At 73.4% G+C, this 16,138-nt stretch carries 13 protein-coding genes; 10 read left to right on the top strand and 3 right to left on the bottom strand.

Annotated features, from left to right (window positions below):
- Window positions 1-114 precede the first annotated feature (114 nt).
- The 4 genes from rimO (at window position 115) to ACFYNS_RS23020 (ending at window position 3,647) form a co-directional block, all read left to right on the top strand.
- Window positions 115-1,737: a 30S ribosomal protein S12 methylthiotransferase RimO gene (gene rimO / locus ACFYNS_RS23035; protein ID WP_360297517.1), complete on the top strand. Its 1,623-nt coding sequence runs from the start codon at window positions 115-117 to the stop codon at window positions 1,735-1,737.
- Window positions 1,734-2,555 carry a CDP-diacylglycerol--glycerol-3-phosphate 3-phosphatidyltransferase gene (pgsA, locus tag ACFYNS_RS23030; RefSeq protein WP_360297514.1) on the top strand — a complete coding sequence of 274 codons (822 nt, stop codon included), beginning with the start codon at window positions 1,734-1,736 and terminating at the stop codon, window positions 2,553-2,555. The genes rimO and pgsA overlap by 4 nt, the downstream gene beginning before the upstream one ends.
- 26 nt (window positions 2,556-2,581) lie before the next feature.
- Window positions 2,582-3,136, top strand: coding sequence for a CinA family protein (locus tag ACFYNS_RS23025; protein ID WP_388604831.1), 555 nt, complete (start codon window positions 2,582-2,584; stop codon window positions 3,134-3,136).
- Window positions 3,137-3,266: 130 nt separating this feature from the next.
- Window positions 3,267-3,647 (top strand): helix-turn-helix domain-containing protein, encoded by a 381-nt coding sequence (locus ACFYNS_RS23020; RefSeq protein ID WP_019360111.1) that lies wholly within the window; start codon window positions 3,267-3,269, stop codon window positions 3,645-3,647.
- A 1,157-nt stretch (window positions 3,648-4,804) separates the two neighbouring features.
- On the opposite strand, the gene ACFYNS_RS23015 is transcribed toward ACFYNS_RS23020, so the two are convergent.
- Window positions 4,805-5,650: an Fpg/Nei family DNA glycosylase gene (locus tag ACFYNS_RS23015; protein ID WP_388604829.1), complete on the bottom strand. Its 846-nt coding sequence runs from the start codon at window positions 5,648-5,650 to the stop codon at window positions 4,805-4,807.
- Between the two features lie 162 nt (window positions 5,651-5,812).
- On the opposite strand from ACFYNS_RS23015, the gene ACFYNS_RS23010 reads away from it, so the two are divergent.
- Window positions 5,813-6,409: a MarR family winged helix-turn-helix transcriptional regulator gene (locus ACFYNS_RS23010; RefSeq protein ID WP_388604827.1), complete on the top strand. Its 597-nt coding sequence runs from the start codon at window positions 5,813-5,815 to the stop codon at window positions 6,407-6,409.
- A gap of 82 nt (window positions 6,410-6,491) precedes the next feature.
- On the opposite strand, the gene ACFYNS_RS23005 is transcribed toward ACFYNS_RS23010, so the two are convergent.
- Complete coding sequence (locus ACFYNS_RS23005; protein WP_388604825.1) at window positions 6,492-11,294, bottom strand: DEAD/DEAH box helicase; 4,803 nt, start codon at window positions 11,292-11,294, stop codon at window positions 6,492-6,494.
- 127 nt (window positions 11,295-11,421) lie between these two features.
- Between ACFYNS_RS23005 and ACFYNS_RS23000 the strand changes: the two genes are divergently transcribed.
- From ACFYNS_RS23000 to ACFYNS_RS22990, 3 genes are read left to right on the top strand one after another with little or no spacing between them, the layout of a single operon-like run.
- Window positions 11,422-12,258, top strand: a complete 837-nt coding sequence (locus ACFYNS_RS23000; protein ID WP_360301009.1) for an AraC family transcriptional regulator — start codon at window positions 11,422-11,424, stop codon at window positions 12,256-12,258.
- A gap of 24 nt (window positions 12,259-12,282) precedes the next feature.
- Window positions 12,283-13,113: an AzlC family ABC transporter permease gene (locus ACFYNS_RS22995; RefSeq protein WP_388604823.1), complete on the top strand. Its 831-nt coding sequence runs from the start codon at window positions 12,283-12,285 to the stop codon at window positions 13,111-13,113.
- Complete coding sequence (locus ACFYNS_RS22990) at window positions 13,110-13,415, top strand: AzlD domain-containing protein (protein ID WP_360301007.1); 306 nt, start codon at window positions 13,110-13,112, stop codon at window positions 13,413-13,415. The genes ACFYNS_RS22995 and ACFYNS_RS22990 overlap by 4 nt, the downstream gene beginning before the upstream one ends.
- Before the next feature lie 154 nt (window positions 13,416-13,569).
- Here the strand turns inward: ACFYNS_RS22990 and ACFYNS_RS22985 are convergent, their stop codons facing one another.
- Complete coding sequence (locus ACFYNS_RS22985; RefSeq protein WP_360301004.1) at window positions 13,570-14,475, bottom strand: hypothetical protein; 906 nt, start codon at window positions 14,473-14,475, stop codon at window positions 13,570-13,572.
- Window positions 14,476-14,553: 78 nt separating this feature from the next.
- On the opposite strand from ACFYNS_RS22985, the gene ACFYNS_RS22980 reads away from it, so the two are divergent.
- The gene (locus tag ACFYNS_RS22980) at window positions 14,554-14,748 is read left to right on the top strand and encodes a DUF3046 domain-containing protein (protein WP_360301001.1); all 195 of its coding nucleotides are present in this window, start codon (window positions 14,554-14,556) and stop codon (window positions 14,746-14,748) included.
- Between the two features lie 178 nt (window positions 14,749-14,926).
- Window positions 14,927-16,084, top strand: coding sequence for an AI-2E family transporter (locus tag ACFYNS_RS22975; RefSeq protein ID WP_360300999.1), 1,158 nt, complete (start codon window positions 14,927-14,929; stop codon window positions 16,082-16,084).
- Window positions 16,085-16,138 lie beyond the last annotated feature (54 nt).

The raw sequence follows: 16,138 nt of genomic DNA, 5'->3' as shown, positions 1-16,138 counted from the left end.
TACCGGGGCCCGGCGCGGGCCCGCCGCCGAGTGGGGCGCCGCGCCCGTATCGGTGAGCTGCGCGGTCGCAACCTGGCGGCGGATGGTGCCGGAGGGACGAAGTAGGCTGAGCCCATGCCCGAACGCCGTACCGTCGCCCTTGTCACTCTCGGCTGCGCCCGTAACGAGGTGGACTCGGAAGAGCTCGCAGGCCGCCTGGCGGCGGATGGCTGGGATCTCGTCGAGGATGCCGCCGCCGCCGATGTCGCCGTCGTCAACACCTGCGGTTTCGTCGAAGCCGCCAAGAAGGATTCCGTCGACGCACTGCTGGAGGCCAACGACCTCAAGAACGCAGCCAAGGAGGGCGAGGGCAGAACCCAGGCCGTGGTGGCCGTCGGCTGTATGGCCGAGCGGTACGGCAAGGAACTGGCCGAGGCGCTCCCCGAGGCGGACGGGGTCCTCGGGTTCGACGACTACACGGACATCTCCGACCGGCTCAGCACCATCCTGGGCGGCGGGGTGCACGCGCCGCACGTCCCGCGCGACCGGCGCAAGCTGCTGCCCGTGAGCCCGGCCGAGCGCCAGGGCGCCGCGGTCGCACTGCCCGGACACGGGGCCGCGGGTGCCGCCGGGGCGACCGCGGAGCAGGGCGCCGCCGAGGCGGCCGAGTCCGCTCCCGCGGACCTTCCTGAGGGCGTCGCGCCGGCCTCGGGACCGCGCGCGCCGCTCCGGCGGCGGCTGGGCAGCAGCCCCGTCGCCTCCGTCAAGCTCGCTTCCGGCTGCGACCGCCGGTGCTCCTTCTGCGCCATTCCGTCCTTCCGCGGCTCGTTCATCTCGCGCCGCCCGGCGGACGTGCTCACCGAGACCAGATGGCTCGCCGAGCAGGGCGTTCGGGAGATCATGCTCGTCTCCGAGAACAACACCTCCTACGGGAAGGACCTGGGGGACATCAGGCTGCTGGAGACGCTGCTGCCCGAGCTGGCCGCCGTCGACGGCATCGAGCGGGTGCGGGTGAGCTACCTCCAGCCGGCCGAGATGCGGCCCGGGCTGATCGACGTGCTCACCGGCACCGAGAAGGTCGCTCCCTACTTCGACCTGTCCTTCCAGCACTCGGCACCGGGTGTGCTGCGCGCGATGCGGCGCTTCGGCGACACCGAGCGCTTCCTCGGGCTGCTGGAGGAGATCCGCACGAGGGCTCCGCAGGCGGGCGCCCGGTCGAACTTCATCGTCGGCTTCCCCGGCGAGAGCGAGCAGGACGTGGCGGAGCTGGAGCGCTTTCTGACCGAAGCGCGCCTCGACGCGATCGGGGTGTTCGGGTACTCGGACGAGGACGGCACCGAGGCCGCCGGGTACGCGGACAAGGTGGATCCGGACGAGGTCGCCGAGCGGCTCGCACGCATGTCCAGGCTCGCCGAGGAGCTGACCGCCCAGCGCGCCGAGGAGCGGGTGGGCGAGACCGTCCGGGTGCTGGTCGAGACCCACGACGAGGAGGACGGGCCGCTCGGGCGCGGCGCCCACCAGGCGCCGGAGACCGACGGCCAGGTGCGGCTGGTGCAGCCGGAGGCCTCCGGGTCGGCTCGGGAAGCGGGCCAGGTCCTGCCGGTGGGCCGGATGGTCGAGGCGCGGGTCGTGGCGGCCGAGGGCGTGGATCTGATCGCGGAGCCCCGCAGCGCTGCCTCCGCGGGGAACGGCACCGCCCCGGCCGCCCGCACGGTGGGCGACGACCTGCTCCGCGTACGGGAGGAGGCCGGCAGATGACCGGAGTCCCGGCCTCCGCGGCCCGGCGTGGCACCGTACCCAAACCGGCGGCGGCGAGCACGGTACGCCCTGTGAGCCTGTGGAACATCGCGAACATCCTGACCATGGTGCGGCTCCTGCTGGTGCCCGCTTTCGTGCTGCTCATGGTCGCGAACGGCGGTCACGACCCGGTCTGGCGCTCGTTCGCCTGGGCCGCGTTCACCATCGCCATGATCACTGACCTGTTCGACGGGGAGCTGGCGCGCCGCTACAACCTCGTCACCGACTTCGGGAAGATCGCCGACCCCATAGCGGACAAGGCGATCATGGGAGCGGCGCTCATCTGCCTCTCCGCTCTTTCGGACCTGCCGTGGTGGGTCACCGGGGTGATCCTCTTCCGTGAGCTGGGCATCACCCTGATGCGCTTCTGGGTGATCAGACACGGGGTCATCCCGGCCAGCCGCGGCGGGAAGGTGAAGACGCTCGCCCAGGGCGTCGCCGTCGGCATGTACGTGCTGGCACTGACCGGTCCGCTGGCCACTGCGCGCTGGTGGGTGATGGGGGTGGCCGTGGTCCTCACCGTCGTCACCGGTCTCGACTACGTACGCCAGGCCGTCGTGCTGCGCCGGTCCGGACTGGCCGCGGAGGCGGCCGGGGCCGCGCCGCCCCCGGCGGGCGGTGGACCGTCCTCGGCCGGGGGCGGGCCGGAGGCCCGCGGCGACGCCGCGCATGGCGAGAGTGCGGCGAGCGCCGACGCGGATGACGGGCGTAGCCTCGGGAACCCGGGGAAGGCGCAGGCCACCGGGAGCGACGAGGACACAGGGGGTGAGCGGCCCTGACACAGGCGGATTCCACGGCCGGCGGCGTGCTGGCACTGCTCGCCGAGCGGGGCCAGACGCTCGCTGTGGCGGAGTCGCTGACCGGAGGACTGGTCGCGGCCGAGATCACTGGTGTCCCGGGCGCCTCACGAGTCTTCCGTGGTTCTGTGACTGCGTATGCGACCGCACTCAAGAGGGATGTACTCGGTGTGGACGGGGCACTCCTTGAGGAGCGGGGTGCTGTCGACGCGGAGGTCGCGCGTCGGATGGCGCAGGGTGTACGCACGGTGCTCGGTGCCGACTGGGGCCTCGCCACCACGGGCGTGGCCGGGCCCGAGCCCCAGGACGGGCACCCGGTCGGAACGGTGTACGTCGCCGTCGCCGCTCCCGGGGCGACGCCGGTGGCGCGGAAGCTGCGGTCGGCGGTCGGCCGGAGCGGTGAGTCGGCCGGTAACGGTGCGGCAGCCGGGGAACGTGAGCGTGCCGAGATCCGTACGGAGAGTGTTCGAGGAGCGCTGGAGCTGCTCCACGACGAACTGATCGAAAATGCCGGAGGACAGGATAGGGAACAGACCGGGGGGAATGGATGTTTGCAGCCCTGAGTGAACACGACATCGCTCCCCGCACGGCCGCCTGCCGAGGCGGTACGGTGGAGCCTGAAGGAGTCGGGGCCAACTGGCCGTCCCGATACAGGCTGTGGAAGACGCCGCGCGTTGAGAGGGAGGAGCACCGATGATTCTGCTCCGTCGCCTGTTGGGTGACGTGCTGCGTCGGCAGCGCCAACGCCAGGGTCGCACCCTGCGCGAAGTCTCATCGTCCGCCCGGGTCTCGCTCGGATACCTCTCCGAGGTAGAGCGCGGCCAGAAGGAAGCCTCGTCCGAGCTGCTCTCATCGATCTGTGACGCCCTCGATGTGCGGATGTCCGAGCTGATGCGGGAGGTCAGCGACGAGCTGGCGCTCGCCGAGCTGGCCGAGTCCGCTGCGAGCGACGCCGTGCCCGCCCCGATGCGGCCGGTGCTCAATCCGCTGTCCGTCACCTCGGTCACCGGAGTGCCCGAGGAGCGCGTCACCATCAAGGCACCGACGGAGGCTGTGGACGTGGTCGCGGCCTGACGCCGGGAGGCGATCGTGGCCGCGTACGCCGCTGCTGCGGTTCCGCGCGGTGCGCGGGACGCGGCAGCCGGGTGAGATGTGGACGACAGGCCCCGCCGGACCCTTCCGGCGGGGCCTTCGTGTATGTGGAGCCGGCCGCGTCCGGCACCATTCCCCGGTACTCCGCCACCGGCGGGAGAGAGCCGGGGCCGGAGATGCTCCCGGGCCCGTGTGCTGCCGGAGCGGGGCCGCGCGAGAGGCTCTCGTGGCGAGCGCGACGGAAGTCCCCGTGCGTCCCGGCGCGACGTGCTGTGGTCGCGGGGTCGCCCGGGGTGCGGGACGATGACGATGTTCTCGATTTCGTCGACGGCCGGTCCTCTCCGCCGCACGCGGTGCTCCGCCCGATGCGGCCAGGGCTCCGTCGCGGGAGGTGGCGGCATGTCGGCTGTGCGCCCGTTGCTGCGGTGCCGGTGGGCACTCGGGAGTGCCTGTGCCCTCGGCTGGCTGTGCGCGATATGGCGGGTGGCCGCAGGGGAGGGCGGTCCGGTGGAGGCGTCGGTGACAGCGGGGGGATGGGGGTTGAGCGTACTGCCCGTGCACGTGGCGCGAGGACGCCCGGCACGGAAGGGGGAGGGCACCCGGCGGGCTGCCATGGCAGGGCGACCCGGCCGTGGGAACGGGCAATCCGACCGGTCGTGAGAGGCGGGAAGCCGGATAAGCCGGCTACCGGAAGAAGGACCCTGCGCGGCAGAGTCCGATCACCCGGCCCGCTTCGCGGCCGGAGCACGGAGGTCGGTGCAGCCGCGGCGCGGAGGTGGCCGACGCGGTCCGGTTCCTCCGCGGTCTCCCGATGGTGTCGCACCGTGTCCTCGGCGTGGCGGTGCGAAGCCGTTCCGGCCTCCGGAGGACAGGGCTGTCGCCGCGGCTTCGGCGCTCTCTCGACGGTCCGCGGCGAACAGGAAGGTGTGCCACGGGGGACCGCCCTCTCGCGTGACCTGTTCCGCTGGGTGCGCGCGCTGTTTCTCGCCGCGGCCGCACGGTGCGCTGAGGCGCCGGTGCGGCGCTGCAGCCGGAACGGAGGTCACCCGGGGCAGTCCTGCAGTCCTGGTCCTCCGTCAGGGACCGTGCGACGCCGGACGTGCTCAGTCCGACGCCGCCGCCCGCGAGCTGATGGCATGTCAAGTCTCGGTGGGTTGCGCTCCTTCTCCGGCGCCCCCGCGCGTCGGCTGGCAGTGCGGGCAGTACCAGACGGTGCGGACGCGTTCGGGCGGCCCGTGGGATCCGGTGCGAATCGGGGTGCCGCAGCGGTGGCACGGGCGGTTCCCGCGGCCGTAGACCGCCAGACCGCGGTCCGGCCGCGGGCTGTTGGTGGTACGGCGGCGGGACCGGTCCTTGTTCGCCTCCAGCAGCCGCTTGGCCGCGCCGACCAAGCGGGTCGCCAGCCCGGCGGGGAGCGAGCCCACCGGAGTCCAGGGCGAAGTGCGGGCCAGAAAGCACAACTCGGTTGCGTAGACGTTGCCGATACCGGCCAGGTTGCGCTGGTCGAGCAGAGCCTCGACCAGCGGCCGAGCCGGATCCTGGAGCAACCGCCGTTCGGCTTCGGCCGCGTCCCAGTCGGGGCCGAGCAGGTCGGGACCCAGGTGGCCGACCACGGTGAACTCCGCCGAGGTGCGCACCAGTTCCAATACGGGGAGCCGGATCCCGGCAGCGGTGTGCGACCCGGTGGACAGGAGCGCGCGGATCTGATGGCCGGGCCCGAAGCCCCGGAGCGGGTCGGTGTTCCCCGGCGGGTCCGCCCTGATCCGCCACGCACCCTCCATGCCCAGGTGGGAGTGCACCGTCAAGCCGCCCTCGACACGCATCAGCAGGTGTTTGCCGCGCGGAGAGACATCCAGCAGTATCCGGCCCGACAGATCGACCGTTGCCATCCTGGGCACCCGGAAGTCCGTGCGGACCAGCGCCTGCCCGGCCAGCGCCGAGTGCAGTGCGTGCGCGGTACGCCAGACGGTGTCCCCCTCGGGCATCGGCCGTCACCCCTTCCCCGACTTGCGCGACATCCCCGGCCTTCCGGCATCCTGCGCCATCCCGGCTCCCCGGGACATATGCCCATGGTTGCAGGAGCCACCGACGGAAGCGGGGGAGAGCGGCGGGAAGTGCCGGACGATCACGGGATACGATCCGGAGCCATGGGGCAGTGGGGATACCAACGACAGCACGACGCGCTCGACGTGGACGGAGAGGCCGAGGCCGAGCAGAGGGACGCGCTCGAAGGCGCGCGGGACTGGGTCGAGGACCATCTGGACCGCTGGCAGCCGGTGCTGCCCGCACTCAACCGCCACGTCGAAGGCGCCGTCACCCGGATGCAGTACCTCGCCGACCACCTGCGGCGGTCGGGGGAGCGGGCGCTGGCGGAGTGCGGACTGCGGCGGGAAGAGCACGAAGTCCTGCACCTGCTGACCGGGAACGGCGGGCGGGCGGACCTCACCGGGCTCGCCGTCGAACTCGGAACGGCGCCCAACGCCCTGTCCGAGCTGTTGGACGTGCTGGAGCAGCGGGACCTCGTGGCATGCACGGCCACCGGCGGCGCCTCCCCGGAAATCGTCCTCACCGACGAGGGGCGCTCCGTGTGGCTGGCCGCCATCGAGACGGCCGCCGAAGAAGAGCGTCGCCTGTTCGGCGTCCTGGACTGGCACGAACAGCGGCTGCTCGCCGGCCTTCTCCGGCAGATCATGCTGGCGACCAGCTCCGACAGCGAGTCCTCCGGGGCGTCCGGGCAGGAGTGACCGCCACCGCGCGGCTTCCGGGGCGGCCGGCGGCCGCACAGGGGGCCGGGGTGGACAGCGTCGTCCTGCCGAGGGCACTCGGCTATCTCGCGCGCAGCCGCAGCCCACGCGGGGTCGGATGGAACCCCGCGGCCTCCAGGGTGGCGCTCAACGGTGACGACAGCGCCGCAGTGCCGTTGACCCGCTCCACCGTGACGGTACCGAGCGCGCCCCGGCGTGCTGCCTCGGCGAGCGCCTCGACGGCCGCGACCACCTGCGCCGAGTCCGGCCGGTCCGCGGCTCCCGCGGCCGACGCGCCCTCGGGTTCCCCCGCGGCGCCCTCCGGTGCCGCGGGAGCCCGCGCCCAGGCCAGCAGCGTCTTCCCGCCCCGCTCGACATAGAGCGTCAGCGCGCCGTCGACCAGCACCACCAGCGCGCCCGCCTTTCGCCCCGGCTTGTGGGTGGCGCCGGGCGGAGGCGGCGGCCAGGGCAGGGCGGCACCATAGGCGTTCGCCGGGTCGGCGGCCGCCAGCACCAGCGCACCCGATCCCGCAGGGGCACCGCTCCTGTGCGGCCCGCCGTACGCGCCGGGGACGCCGCCCTCCCGCTCGCGGGCCGTGCTGACCGCGCGCAGTCTGTCCACCGCGCCGTCCATGGCGAACTGCGCGGCCCCCAGTCCCTCGACCACGTAGCCCCGCCGTGCCTGCCCGCTCTCCTCGAAGGCGGACAACACCCGGTAGGCGGCCGAGAATCCGCCCTCCACGCCTTCGGCGGCCACCGCGCCACGCGTCACCACGCCGTGCCGGTCCAGCAGGGTGCGGGCCAGCGCGTGCGCCCGGTGCGTCGGTTCGCCCTCCGCGGCGGGCAGCAGCGACCAGCGTCCGGCAACGGTCGGTGGCGCGGCGGCCGGCGCGCGCCCCGGACCGCGGCGGCCCGCACCGCTGCCCGCGGCGACTGCCGCCGCCGTGAACGAGCCGTAGCGCCCCCGCGGGGCGGGCCGCTTCGCGCGGTGCGCCGTCGAGCCCGCCGTACGCCCCGAGCCCAGCAGCGCGCGCAGCGGCGCGAGTGTGTCCCCGGTGACCCTGCCCGACCACACGAGATCCCACAGCGCCTCGGTGAGCTGCGGGTCGGTCGACTCCGGATACGCGGCCCGCGCGCGCTCGGCGATCTGCCGGAAGAACAGCCCGTAGCCCCCTTCCAGCGCTGTCAGCACCGCCTGGTGCACCGGAGTCAGTTCCAGCGGATGCGGAGAGGGCAGCAGCAGCGGGGCGGCGTCGGCCAACAGGAGTGAGATCCAGCCGTCCTTGCCGGGCAGCGCCCCGGCGCCCGCCCAGACGACCTCGCCCGAGGCGGTCAGCTCATCCAGCATGGGCGGCGCGTAGTCCGCGACTCTGCCGGGCAGTACCAGCTTCTCCAGCGCGGACGCCGGAACGGGCGCCCCCTGCAACTGCTCCACCGTGCGCAGCAGCCCTTCCACACCCCGCAGGCTGTTGGTGCGCACATGCTGCCACTGCGGCAGAAAGGCGGCCAGCGACTGCGGGGCGACCGGTTCCAACTCCTGGCGCAGCGCGGCCAGCGATCGGCGCCGCAGCCTGCGCAGCACCCCCGCGTCACACCACTCCTGGCCGATTCCCGAGGGGTGGAACTCGCCCTGTACCAGCCGCCCACCGGCCGCCAGCCGGTGCAGCGCACCGTCCGCGACAGCGGTCCCGAGCCCGAAGCGGTCCGCCGCCTCGGTGGAGGTGAACGGGCCGTGCGTGCGGGCGTAGCGCGAGAGCAGGTCGCCCAGCGGGTCCGCCACCGGCTCGGTGAAGGCTTCGGGAACCCCGACGGGCAGCGCCACCCCGAGCGCGTCCCGCAGCCGCCCAGCGTCCTCGATCGCCGCCCAGTGGTCCCGGCCCGCGATCCGCACCCGGACGGCGCGGCGAGCCGCCTCCAGCTCTGCCGCCCAGCCCGGCTCGGCGCCGCGCTCCGCCAACTCGTCCGGAGTGAGCGGGCCCAGCAGCCGCAGCAGGTCGGCCACGCCCTCCACGTCCTTGAGGCGGCGGTCCTCGGTACGCCACTGGAGTTCGCGCTCCAGCTCCGTCAGCACGTCGGCGTCCAGCAACTCCCGCAGCTCGGCCTGGCCCAGCAGCTCCGACAGCAGCCGCGAGTCCAGGGAGAGCGCGGCGGCCCGCCGCTCGGCCAGGGGCGAGTCGCCCTCGTACAGATACTGCGCGACGTAGCCGAACAGCAGCGACCGGGCGAACGGCGACGGCTCCGGCGTGGTGACCTCGACCACGCGCACCCGGCGGGACTCGATGTCGCCCATCAGCTCCGTGAGCCCCGGCACGTCGAACACGTCCTGCAGGCACTCGCGCACGGCCTCCAGAACGATCGGGAACGAGCCGAACTCGCTGGCCACCTGGAGGAGCTGGGACGCCCGCTGGCGCTGCTGCCACAACGGGGTGCGCTTGCCCGGGCTGCGGCGCGGCAGCAGCAGCGCGCGCGAGGCGCACTCCCGGAAGCGAGCCGCGAACAGTGCCGAATTGCCCACCTGGTCGGTGACGGTCTGCTCGACCTCGCCCTTGTCGAAGAGGACGTCGCCGACGCCCAGCGGAGGCTCGTCCCGGTCGCCCGGGGCCTCCTGCGCGGGTGTGCGCGGCGGGCGCGCCTCCCCGTCGAACAGGTCGAGGTCCATCAGCTCCGCGTCCGGCAGCCGCAGCACCAGGCCGTCGTCGGCGTGCATCACCTGCGCGTCCATGCCGTATCGCTCTGTCAGCCGGGCGCCGATGGCCAGCGCCCAGGGCGCGTGTACCTGGGCGCCGAACGGGGAGTGCACCACGATCCGCCAGTCGCCCAGCTCGTCGCGGAAGCGTTCGACGACGATCGTCCTGTCGTCCGGGACGTGCCCGGCGGCCTCGCGCTGCTCGCTCAGATAGGCCAGCAGATTGCCGATCGCCAGCGCGTCCATCCCGGAGGCCGCCAGTCGCTGCTCCGCCTGCTCGCGGGAGAGCGAGCCGATCTCCCGCAGAAAGGCGCCCAGCGCCCGGCCCAGCTCCAGCGGTCTGCCCAGCTGATCGCCCCGCCAGAACGGCAGCCGGCCCGGCACCCCGGGCGCGGGAGTGACCAGGACACGGTCCCGGGTGATGTCCTCGATCCGCCATGTCGTGGTCCCCAGAGTGAAGACATCACCCACCCGGGACTCGTAGACCATCTCCTCGTCCAGTTCCCCGACGCGGCCGCCGCCCTTCTTCGGGTCGGCTCCGGCCAGGAACACCCCGAACAGCCCCCGGTCCGGGATGGTGCCGCCGGAGGTGACGGCCAGCCGCTGCGCGCCGGGGCGGCCGCTGAGCGTCTCGGCCACCCGGTCCCACACCAGCCGCGGGCGCAGCTCCGCGAAGGCGTCCGAGGGATACCGCCCGGCCAGCATGTCCAGCACCGAGGTGTAGGCGGACTCCGGAAGCGCGGCGAACGGCGCCGCCCGCCGCACCAGGGCCAGCAGCTCGTCCACGTTCCAGGTGTCCACCGAGGCCATCGCGACGATCTGCTGGGCGAGGACGTCCAGGGGATTGGCGGGGATGCGCAGCGCCTCGATGGCGCCCTCGCGCATCCGCTCGGTGACCACGGCGGACTGCACCAGATCGCCCCGGTACTTGGGGAAGACCACTCCCGCCGAGACCGCGCCCACCTGGTGGCCAGCCCGGCCCACACGCTGCAGTCCCGAAGCCACCGAGGGCGGCGACTCCACCTGGATCACGAGATCGACGGCTCCCATGTCGATCCCCAGCTCCAGACTGGAGGTGGCCACCACGGCCGGCAGCCTGCCCGCCTTCAGGTCCTCCTCGACCTGGGAGCGCTGCTCCTTGGAGACCGAGCCGTGGTGCGCCCGGGCGAGCAGCGCTGGTGCCCCGGTGACCGCGCCCGCGTTGCCCATCAGCTCGGCCGGCGAGTGGTCCTCGGGCATGGGCTCGCCCGTGGCACGTTCGTAGGCGATCTCGTTCAGCCGGTTGCACAGCCGCTCGGCCAGCCGCCGGGAGTTGGCGAAGACGATGGTCGAGCGGTGCTCCTGGATGAGGTCGGTGATCCGCTCCTCCACCGAGGGCCAGATCGACGGCGTGTCCCCACCGCCCGGACCACCGCCCGCGGCCCCCGAGGCGTCCTGCGCTGGGGAGCCGCCCAGCTCGCCCATGTCCTCGACGGGCACCACGACCGAGAGATCGAACCGCTTGCCCGAGGGCGGCTGCACGATCGCGGCGTTCCTGCGGGGCGAGAGGAAGCGGGCCACCTCGTCCACCGGCCGCACGGTGGCCGACAGACCGATCCGGCGCGCCGGGCCGTCCAGCAGCTCGTCCAGCCGCTCCAGCGAGAGCGCCAGATGTGCGCCCCGCTTCGTGCCCGCCACGGCGTGCACCTCGTCGAGGATCACCGTCTCGACGCCGGAGAGCGCCTCCCGGGCGCCGGAGGTCAGCATCAGGAAAAGCGACTCGGGGGTGGTGATCAGGATGTCCGGCGGGCGCCGGGCGATCGACCTGCGCTCGGTCGCGGGGGTGTCGCCGGAGCGGATCCCGACCCTGATCTCCGGCTCGGGCAGCCCCAGCCGCAGCGACTCCTGCCGGATACCCGTGAGGGGGCTGCGCAGGTTGCGTTCGACATCGACGGCGAGCGCCTTCAGCGGCGACACGTACAGCACACGGCAGCGCTTGAGCGGGTCGGCGGGTGGCGGGGCGGCGGCCAGCGCGTCCAGCGAGGCGAGGAAGGCGGCCAGCGTCTTGCCCGAGCCGGTCGGTGCCACCACGAGCGCGTCCGACTCCTCCGCCAGCGCGCGCCAGGCGCCCTCCTGCGCGGCCGTGGGCTCGCTGAAGGCACCCGTGAACCATGCACGGGTCGCCGGTGAGAAGGCGTCCAGCGCCGATGTCCGACCCATGGTTCCCATCGTGCAGCACGGCACTGACACCGGCCCGGGACCGCGACCGGCGCGGCACGCGAGAGCGGCGGCCGAGTCGACACAGCCCCCGCTCGTCGGATCATCGGAGCGGAGGATACTGGGGGACATGACGCGGGAGGAGAGGGCGCACTACTGGCAGTCGCCGAAGCTGCCGGGAGTGGACCTGCTGCGAGCCCGCTACATCCGCAAGACCTTCGCCCGGCACACACACGAGACGTATGTGCTCGCCGCGATCACCGACGGGGTGGAGGCCTTCCACCACGGCGGCCGCATACACCGGGTGGGCGCCGGAGGAATGGCGCTGATCAACCCGGACACGATGCACACCGGGCACGCCGGGACGCCCGAGGGCTGGACCTACGAAGTGCTCTACCCCGACACCGCCCTGGTCGCCCGGATCGCGGCCGAGACCACCAGCCTCCGGGGCACCCCCGGGTTCACCGTCGCGGCTGCCGACGACCCGGTCTCCGCCCGCCAGGTGCGGGCCGTGCACCGGGCGCTCGACGAGGGCAACGCGCTCGCCGCCGACACCCACCTGCACGCGGTGGTCGCCCGGCTGCTGAAGCTGCACGGCGGCGTGCTGCCCGAACGCCCCGTCCGCCTCGCGGGTGCCCGGTACGCGCTGCGGGCCCGCGCGATGCTGGAGGAGCGGATGGCCGATCCGCCTTCCCTGGAGAGCCTCGCCGCCGAACTGGGGACCAGCCCCTTCGCCCTGCTGCGCGCCTTCCGCCGGATGTACGGGATGCCGCCGCACACCTGGCTGACGGACGCGCGCGTGCACCGGGCGCGCGCCCTGCTGGACGCGGGGCTGCCGGTCGCGGAAACGGCCACGGCCGTCGGCTTCACCGACCAGTCCCACCTGACGCGGCACTTCGGCCGGATCGTCGGCGTACCGCCCGGCGCCTACCGGCGGGGACGTGCAAGAACGTACAAGAACGGATGAGATCCGGTTCCCTAACGTGACCGCGTGCCACAGCGGAGAGAAACCCTCGAGCAACCGGAGGCGCAGAGCGCCTCCGCGCCCCCGGAAACCACCGGCAGACCCAGTGCGCCGGGCGATGCCGCAGCGGAGAGCCCGCCGCGCGACGACCGCGCCGTCATACGCGACGCACTGGGCGTCGGCGTCGCTGTCGGACTCTCCGGCTTCGCCTTCGGCGTGACGGCCGCCGGTGCGGGCGTCTCCCTCGCCCAGACCTGCGCCCTGAGCCTGTTCGTCTTCACCGGCGCTTCGCAGTTCGCCCTCGTCGGCGCGCTCGCTGCCGGGGGCGGTCCCCTGACCGCCGCTGCCGGTGCCTTCTTCCTGAGCTTCCGGAACGCCTTCTACGGGCTGCGGCTCTCCCGGCTGCTCGGGCTGCGCGGCAGTGTGCGGCTGGCCGCCGCACACTGGGTGATCGACGAGACCTCGGCCGTCGCCCTGGCGCAGCGCGGACAGCACGCCGTCCGGCTCGGTTTCACCGTCACCGGAGCGACGCTGTTCGTGCTGTGGAACCTCACCACCCTGATCGGCGCGCTGGGCGCCGGAGCCCTGGGGGACACGGACACCTGGGGCCTGGACGCGGCCGGCCCCGCGGCCTTTCTCGCCCTGCTGGCGCCCATGCTCCGCACCGGTCAGGAGCGAACGACAGCAGCTGTGGCCGTCGTCCTGGGGCTCGGGCTGCTGCCGCTGCTGCCGGCCGGGGTGCCGGTGCTGGCGGCCGCACTGGCGGCACCTCTCGTGCTGCTGGTGCACGGCAGAGTGCTGCCCCGTCGGCGGGCGGCAGGGGAAGCGGAGCGGACCGCGAGCGAGGAGACACGATGAGCGTGTGGATCGCCATAGGGACCACAGCCCTCGGCTGCTACCTGGTGAAGCTGCTCGGCCTCTCGGTACCCGCGGGGGTGCTGGAGCGGCCCCTGGTCCAGCGGCTGGCCGCGCTGCTGCCCGTCGCGCTGCTCGCGGCACTGATCGCGCAGCAGACTTTCGCCGACGAGGTGTCGCTGGTGCTCGACGCCCGCGCCGCGGGGCTTGCCGCAGCCGCCGCAACGCTGGCGCTGCGGGCGCCGTTCCTGGTGGTCGTCGCCGCCGCGGTGCTGGTCACGGCCGGCGTACGGGCGCTGGGCTAGGGCCCCGTCCGTATCCCGCCGGGCTCGTGTGGTCCGGGCAGCACTCGGGGCGCCGTCGCCGGTCGTCCGCTCCGCGGAGCGGACGACCGTGCGGCCCCGCACGGACCGGCCGCAGGTGCCGCTTCGGAGGACGTCTGCCCGGAGCGCAGTGTGCTCACAGCCGGCCGTAGGCCCGCAGCGTGTGCAGGGCCTCCAGCGTGACCTGCGGACGCCCCTCCAGCGCTGTTCCCGGTGCCCAGTGGCGCCGGTTGACGTCCCAGCCGCCGTCGTCCCGCTGTCGGCTGACCAGGTGGTCGAGTGCGCGCTCCAGCTCCACGTCGGAGAACCAGCGCCGGGCTGGCGAGCTGGGGGCACGCGCGAAGTCGGTCGGGTAGTGGTACTCGGCCGGTGCGTACCCTTCGGGAAGCGGGACGTCCCTCCTGCGGGCCGGGTCCGTCACGACGAGGCGCTGCTCGCGCACCAGCGTCCCCAGGCGCTCCGCGGCGGCCTCGGCGCGAGGCCGGTCGGGGACGCCTTCCAGGAAGGCGAGCGCCGCCCGCACCTCGTACGGATGGGTCTTGCCCAGGGACTCGATGACGCTCCAGCAGTAGTCCGTCGCGCGGAACAGCCAGGCGTGCCACACGTTGTTGCGGTGCAGGGCGCCGACCACCGGGCCGGTGGCCAGCAGGTCACCCGGCGGCGTGTCCACGACCGGGAACCAGGGCGCTGCCGGGCAGCCGCGCAGCGAGGGATGCACGGCGGGCAGCGCGCCCTCCGGGGTGGAGACTGCTGTCAGATAGCGGCCGATGCGCTCCACCCGCTGCCCGGCGCAGCGCCCGATGCTGTCCAGGACCCGCACGGCGGCGGCAGTGTGCAGCGGCTGGCTCACCGGGCCGCGCAGATCGGGGTCGAGAGCGTGGCCGTAGCCGCCGTCGCTGTTGCGGTAGGCGTCGAGAGCCGTCTCGACGGCGCCCGGATCGCCGTCCAGGAAGTCGTGCGCGAATCGGCGCTGCTCCAGGACGCGCGCCGTCAGCCAGATGAAGTTCTCCGCACGGGAGAGGACCGATCCACAGGGAGCCATTCCCCGACGGTAGGCCCGCGCGCCCCCGGGGGTCGGCCGGTCGGGGAGAGCCGCCCCCGAGGGCTGGATACTGGAGTCATGCGGTTGACGGATTTCTGGCAGCGGATGGCGGAGCACTTCGGTGAGTCCTACGCCGACTCCTTCGCGCACGACCATGTGATGTCCGGTCTGGGCGGCCGGACGGTGCACGGCGCACTCGCCGCGGGCTGGGACGCGAAGGACATCTGGCGCGTGGTGTGCGACGTCATGGAGGTCCCCGCGCACAAGAGGTGAGTCGTTTACCTGACGGCGTCTCCGCGGGCGCGAAACTTGCCCGGTGGGTGCACCAGGCGACGGCGACGGGCAGCGGGACGGTCGCGCCGGAGGCGGAGTCGGCCGTGGCGGTCCGGCGGCCGGGGGAGCCGGCTCTGGGGAGCCGCCCGGACCGCGTCCCGGGGCGCGGGCCTCCGGCATGCCGCGCTGGCTGCCCCGGGCCTTCGTGCTCGCCTTCGGCCTCCTCGCCGCGTACCAGATCCTCACCTGGGCCTTCCTGCGTGTTCTCGGTCTGCTGCTGAACGTGCTGATCGCGTTCTTCCTGGCGCTGGCCATGGAACCCGCGGTCGCCGGTCTGTCCCGGCGCGGTGTGCGCCGCGGCCCGGCCACGGCGCTGGTCTCCGTCGTCCTCCTGGCCGCCGCGGCGGGGTTCTTCGGGGCGCTCGGCTCGCTCTTCGTCGAGCAGGTCAGCCGCATTGTGGAGAACCTGCCCCGGTACGTCTCCGACGTGCTCAGCTGGAGCAACGCCCACTTCCACACCGACCTGGACGTCGACAGGCTCCGCTCGCGGGTCGTCCACTCCGACTGGGCGCGCGGATTCCTGCGCAGCGGGGCGCGGAACGTGTGGGGGATCTCCGCCACCCTGCTGGGCGGGGTCTTCCAGCTCCTGACGGTTGCCCTGTTCACCTTCTATTTCGCCGCCGAGGCGCCCCGGCTGCGGGTGGCACTGTGCTCGGTGCTGCCGCCCGCGCGGCAGGCGGAGGTGCTGCGGGCTTGGGAGATCGCCGTGGCCAAGACCGGGGGGTACCTCTACTCGCGGGCCCTGATGGCGCTGATCTCCGGGGGTGCGCACTACGTCTTCCTCGAACTGCTCGGCGTGCCCTACGCCGCCGCGCTGGCGATCTGGGTCGGGGTGGTCTCGCAGTTCGTGCCCACCGTCGGCACCTACATCGGCGGAGCGCTGCCGCTGCTGATCGCGTTCACCGTGGACCCCTGGACGGCCCTGTGGGTCCTGGTGTTCATCGTCCTCTACCAGCAGCTGGAGAACTACGTCCTGCAGCCGCGGATCACGGCGCGGACCGTGGACATCCACCCGGCCGTCGCCTTCGGCTCGGTGGTCGCCGGGACCTCGCTGCTGGGGGTCGTGGGTGCGCTGGTCGCGATCCCCGCCACGGCGACACTCCAGGGGTTCCTCAGCGCGTACGTGAAGCGCTACGACGTACCGGGCGACGCTGACGGGCCCCGTCCGCGGCGGTGGAAGGGCCGCGGGGGACGTGAGGGGCGTGAGAGACACGCAGGGCGTAAGAGCCGCGAGGGTCGTGACGGAAGCAGCCAGTGGTGGCGCCGCGGCCGGTGAACGCGGCGGATCCTCGACGGCGCCTGGCTCGGTTCACCTTCGTCTCGACGTCCT

It is taken from the genome of Streptomyces sp. NPDC006925 (genome assembly GCF_042869575.1).
GTDB lineage: Bacteria > Actinomycetota > Actinomycetes > Streptomycetales > Streptomycetaceae > Streptomyces.
Note: the sequence above shows the minus strand (reverse complement) of the source record. Positions and strands in the feature narration are given on the sequence as shown.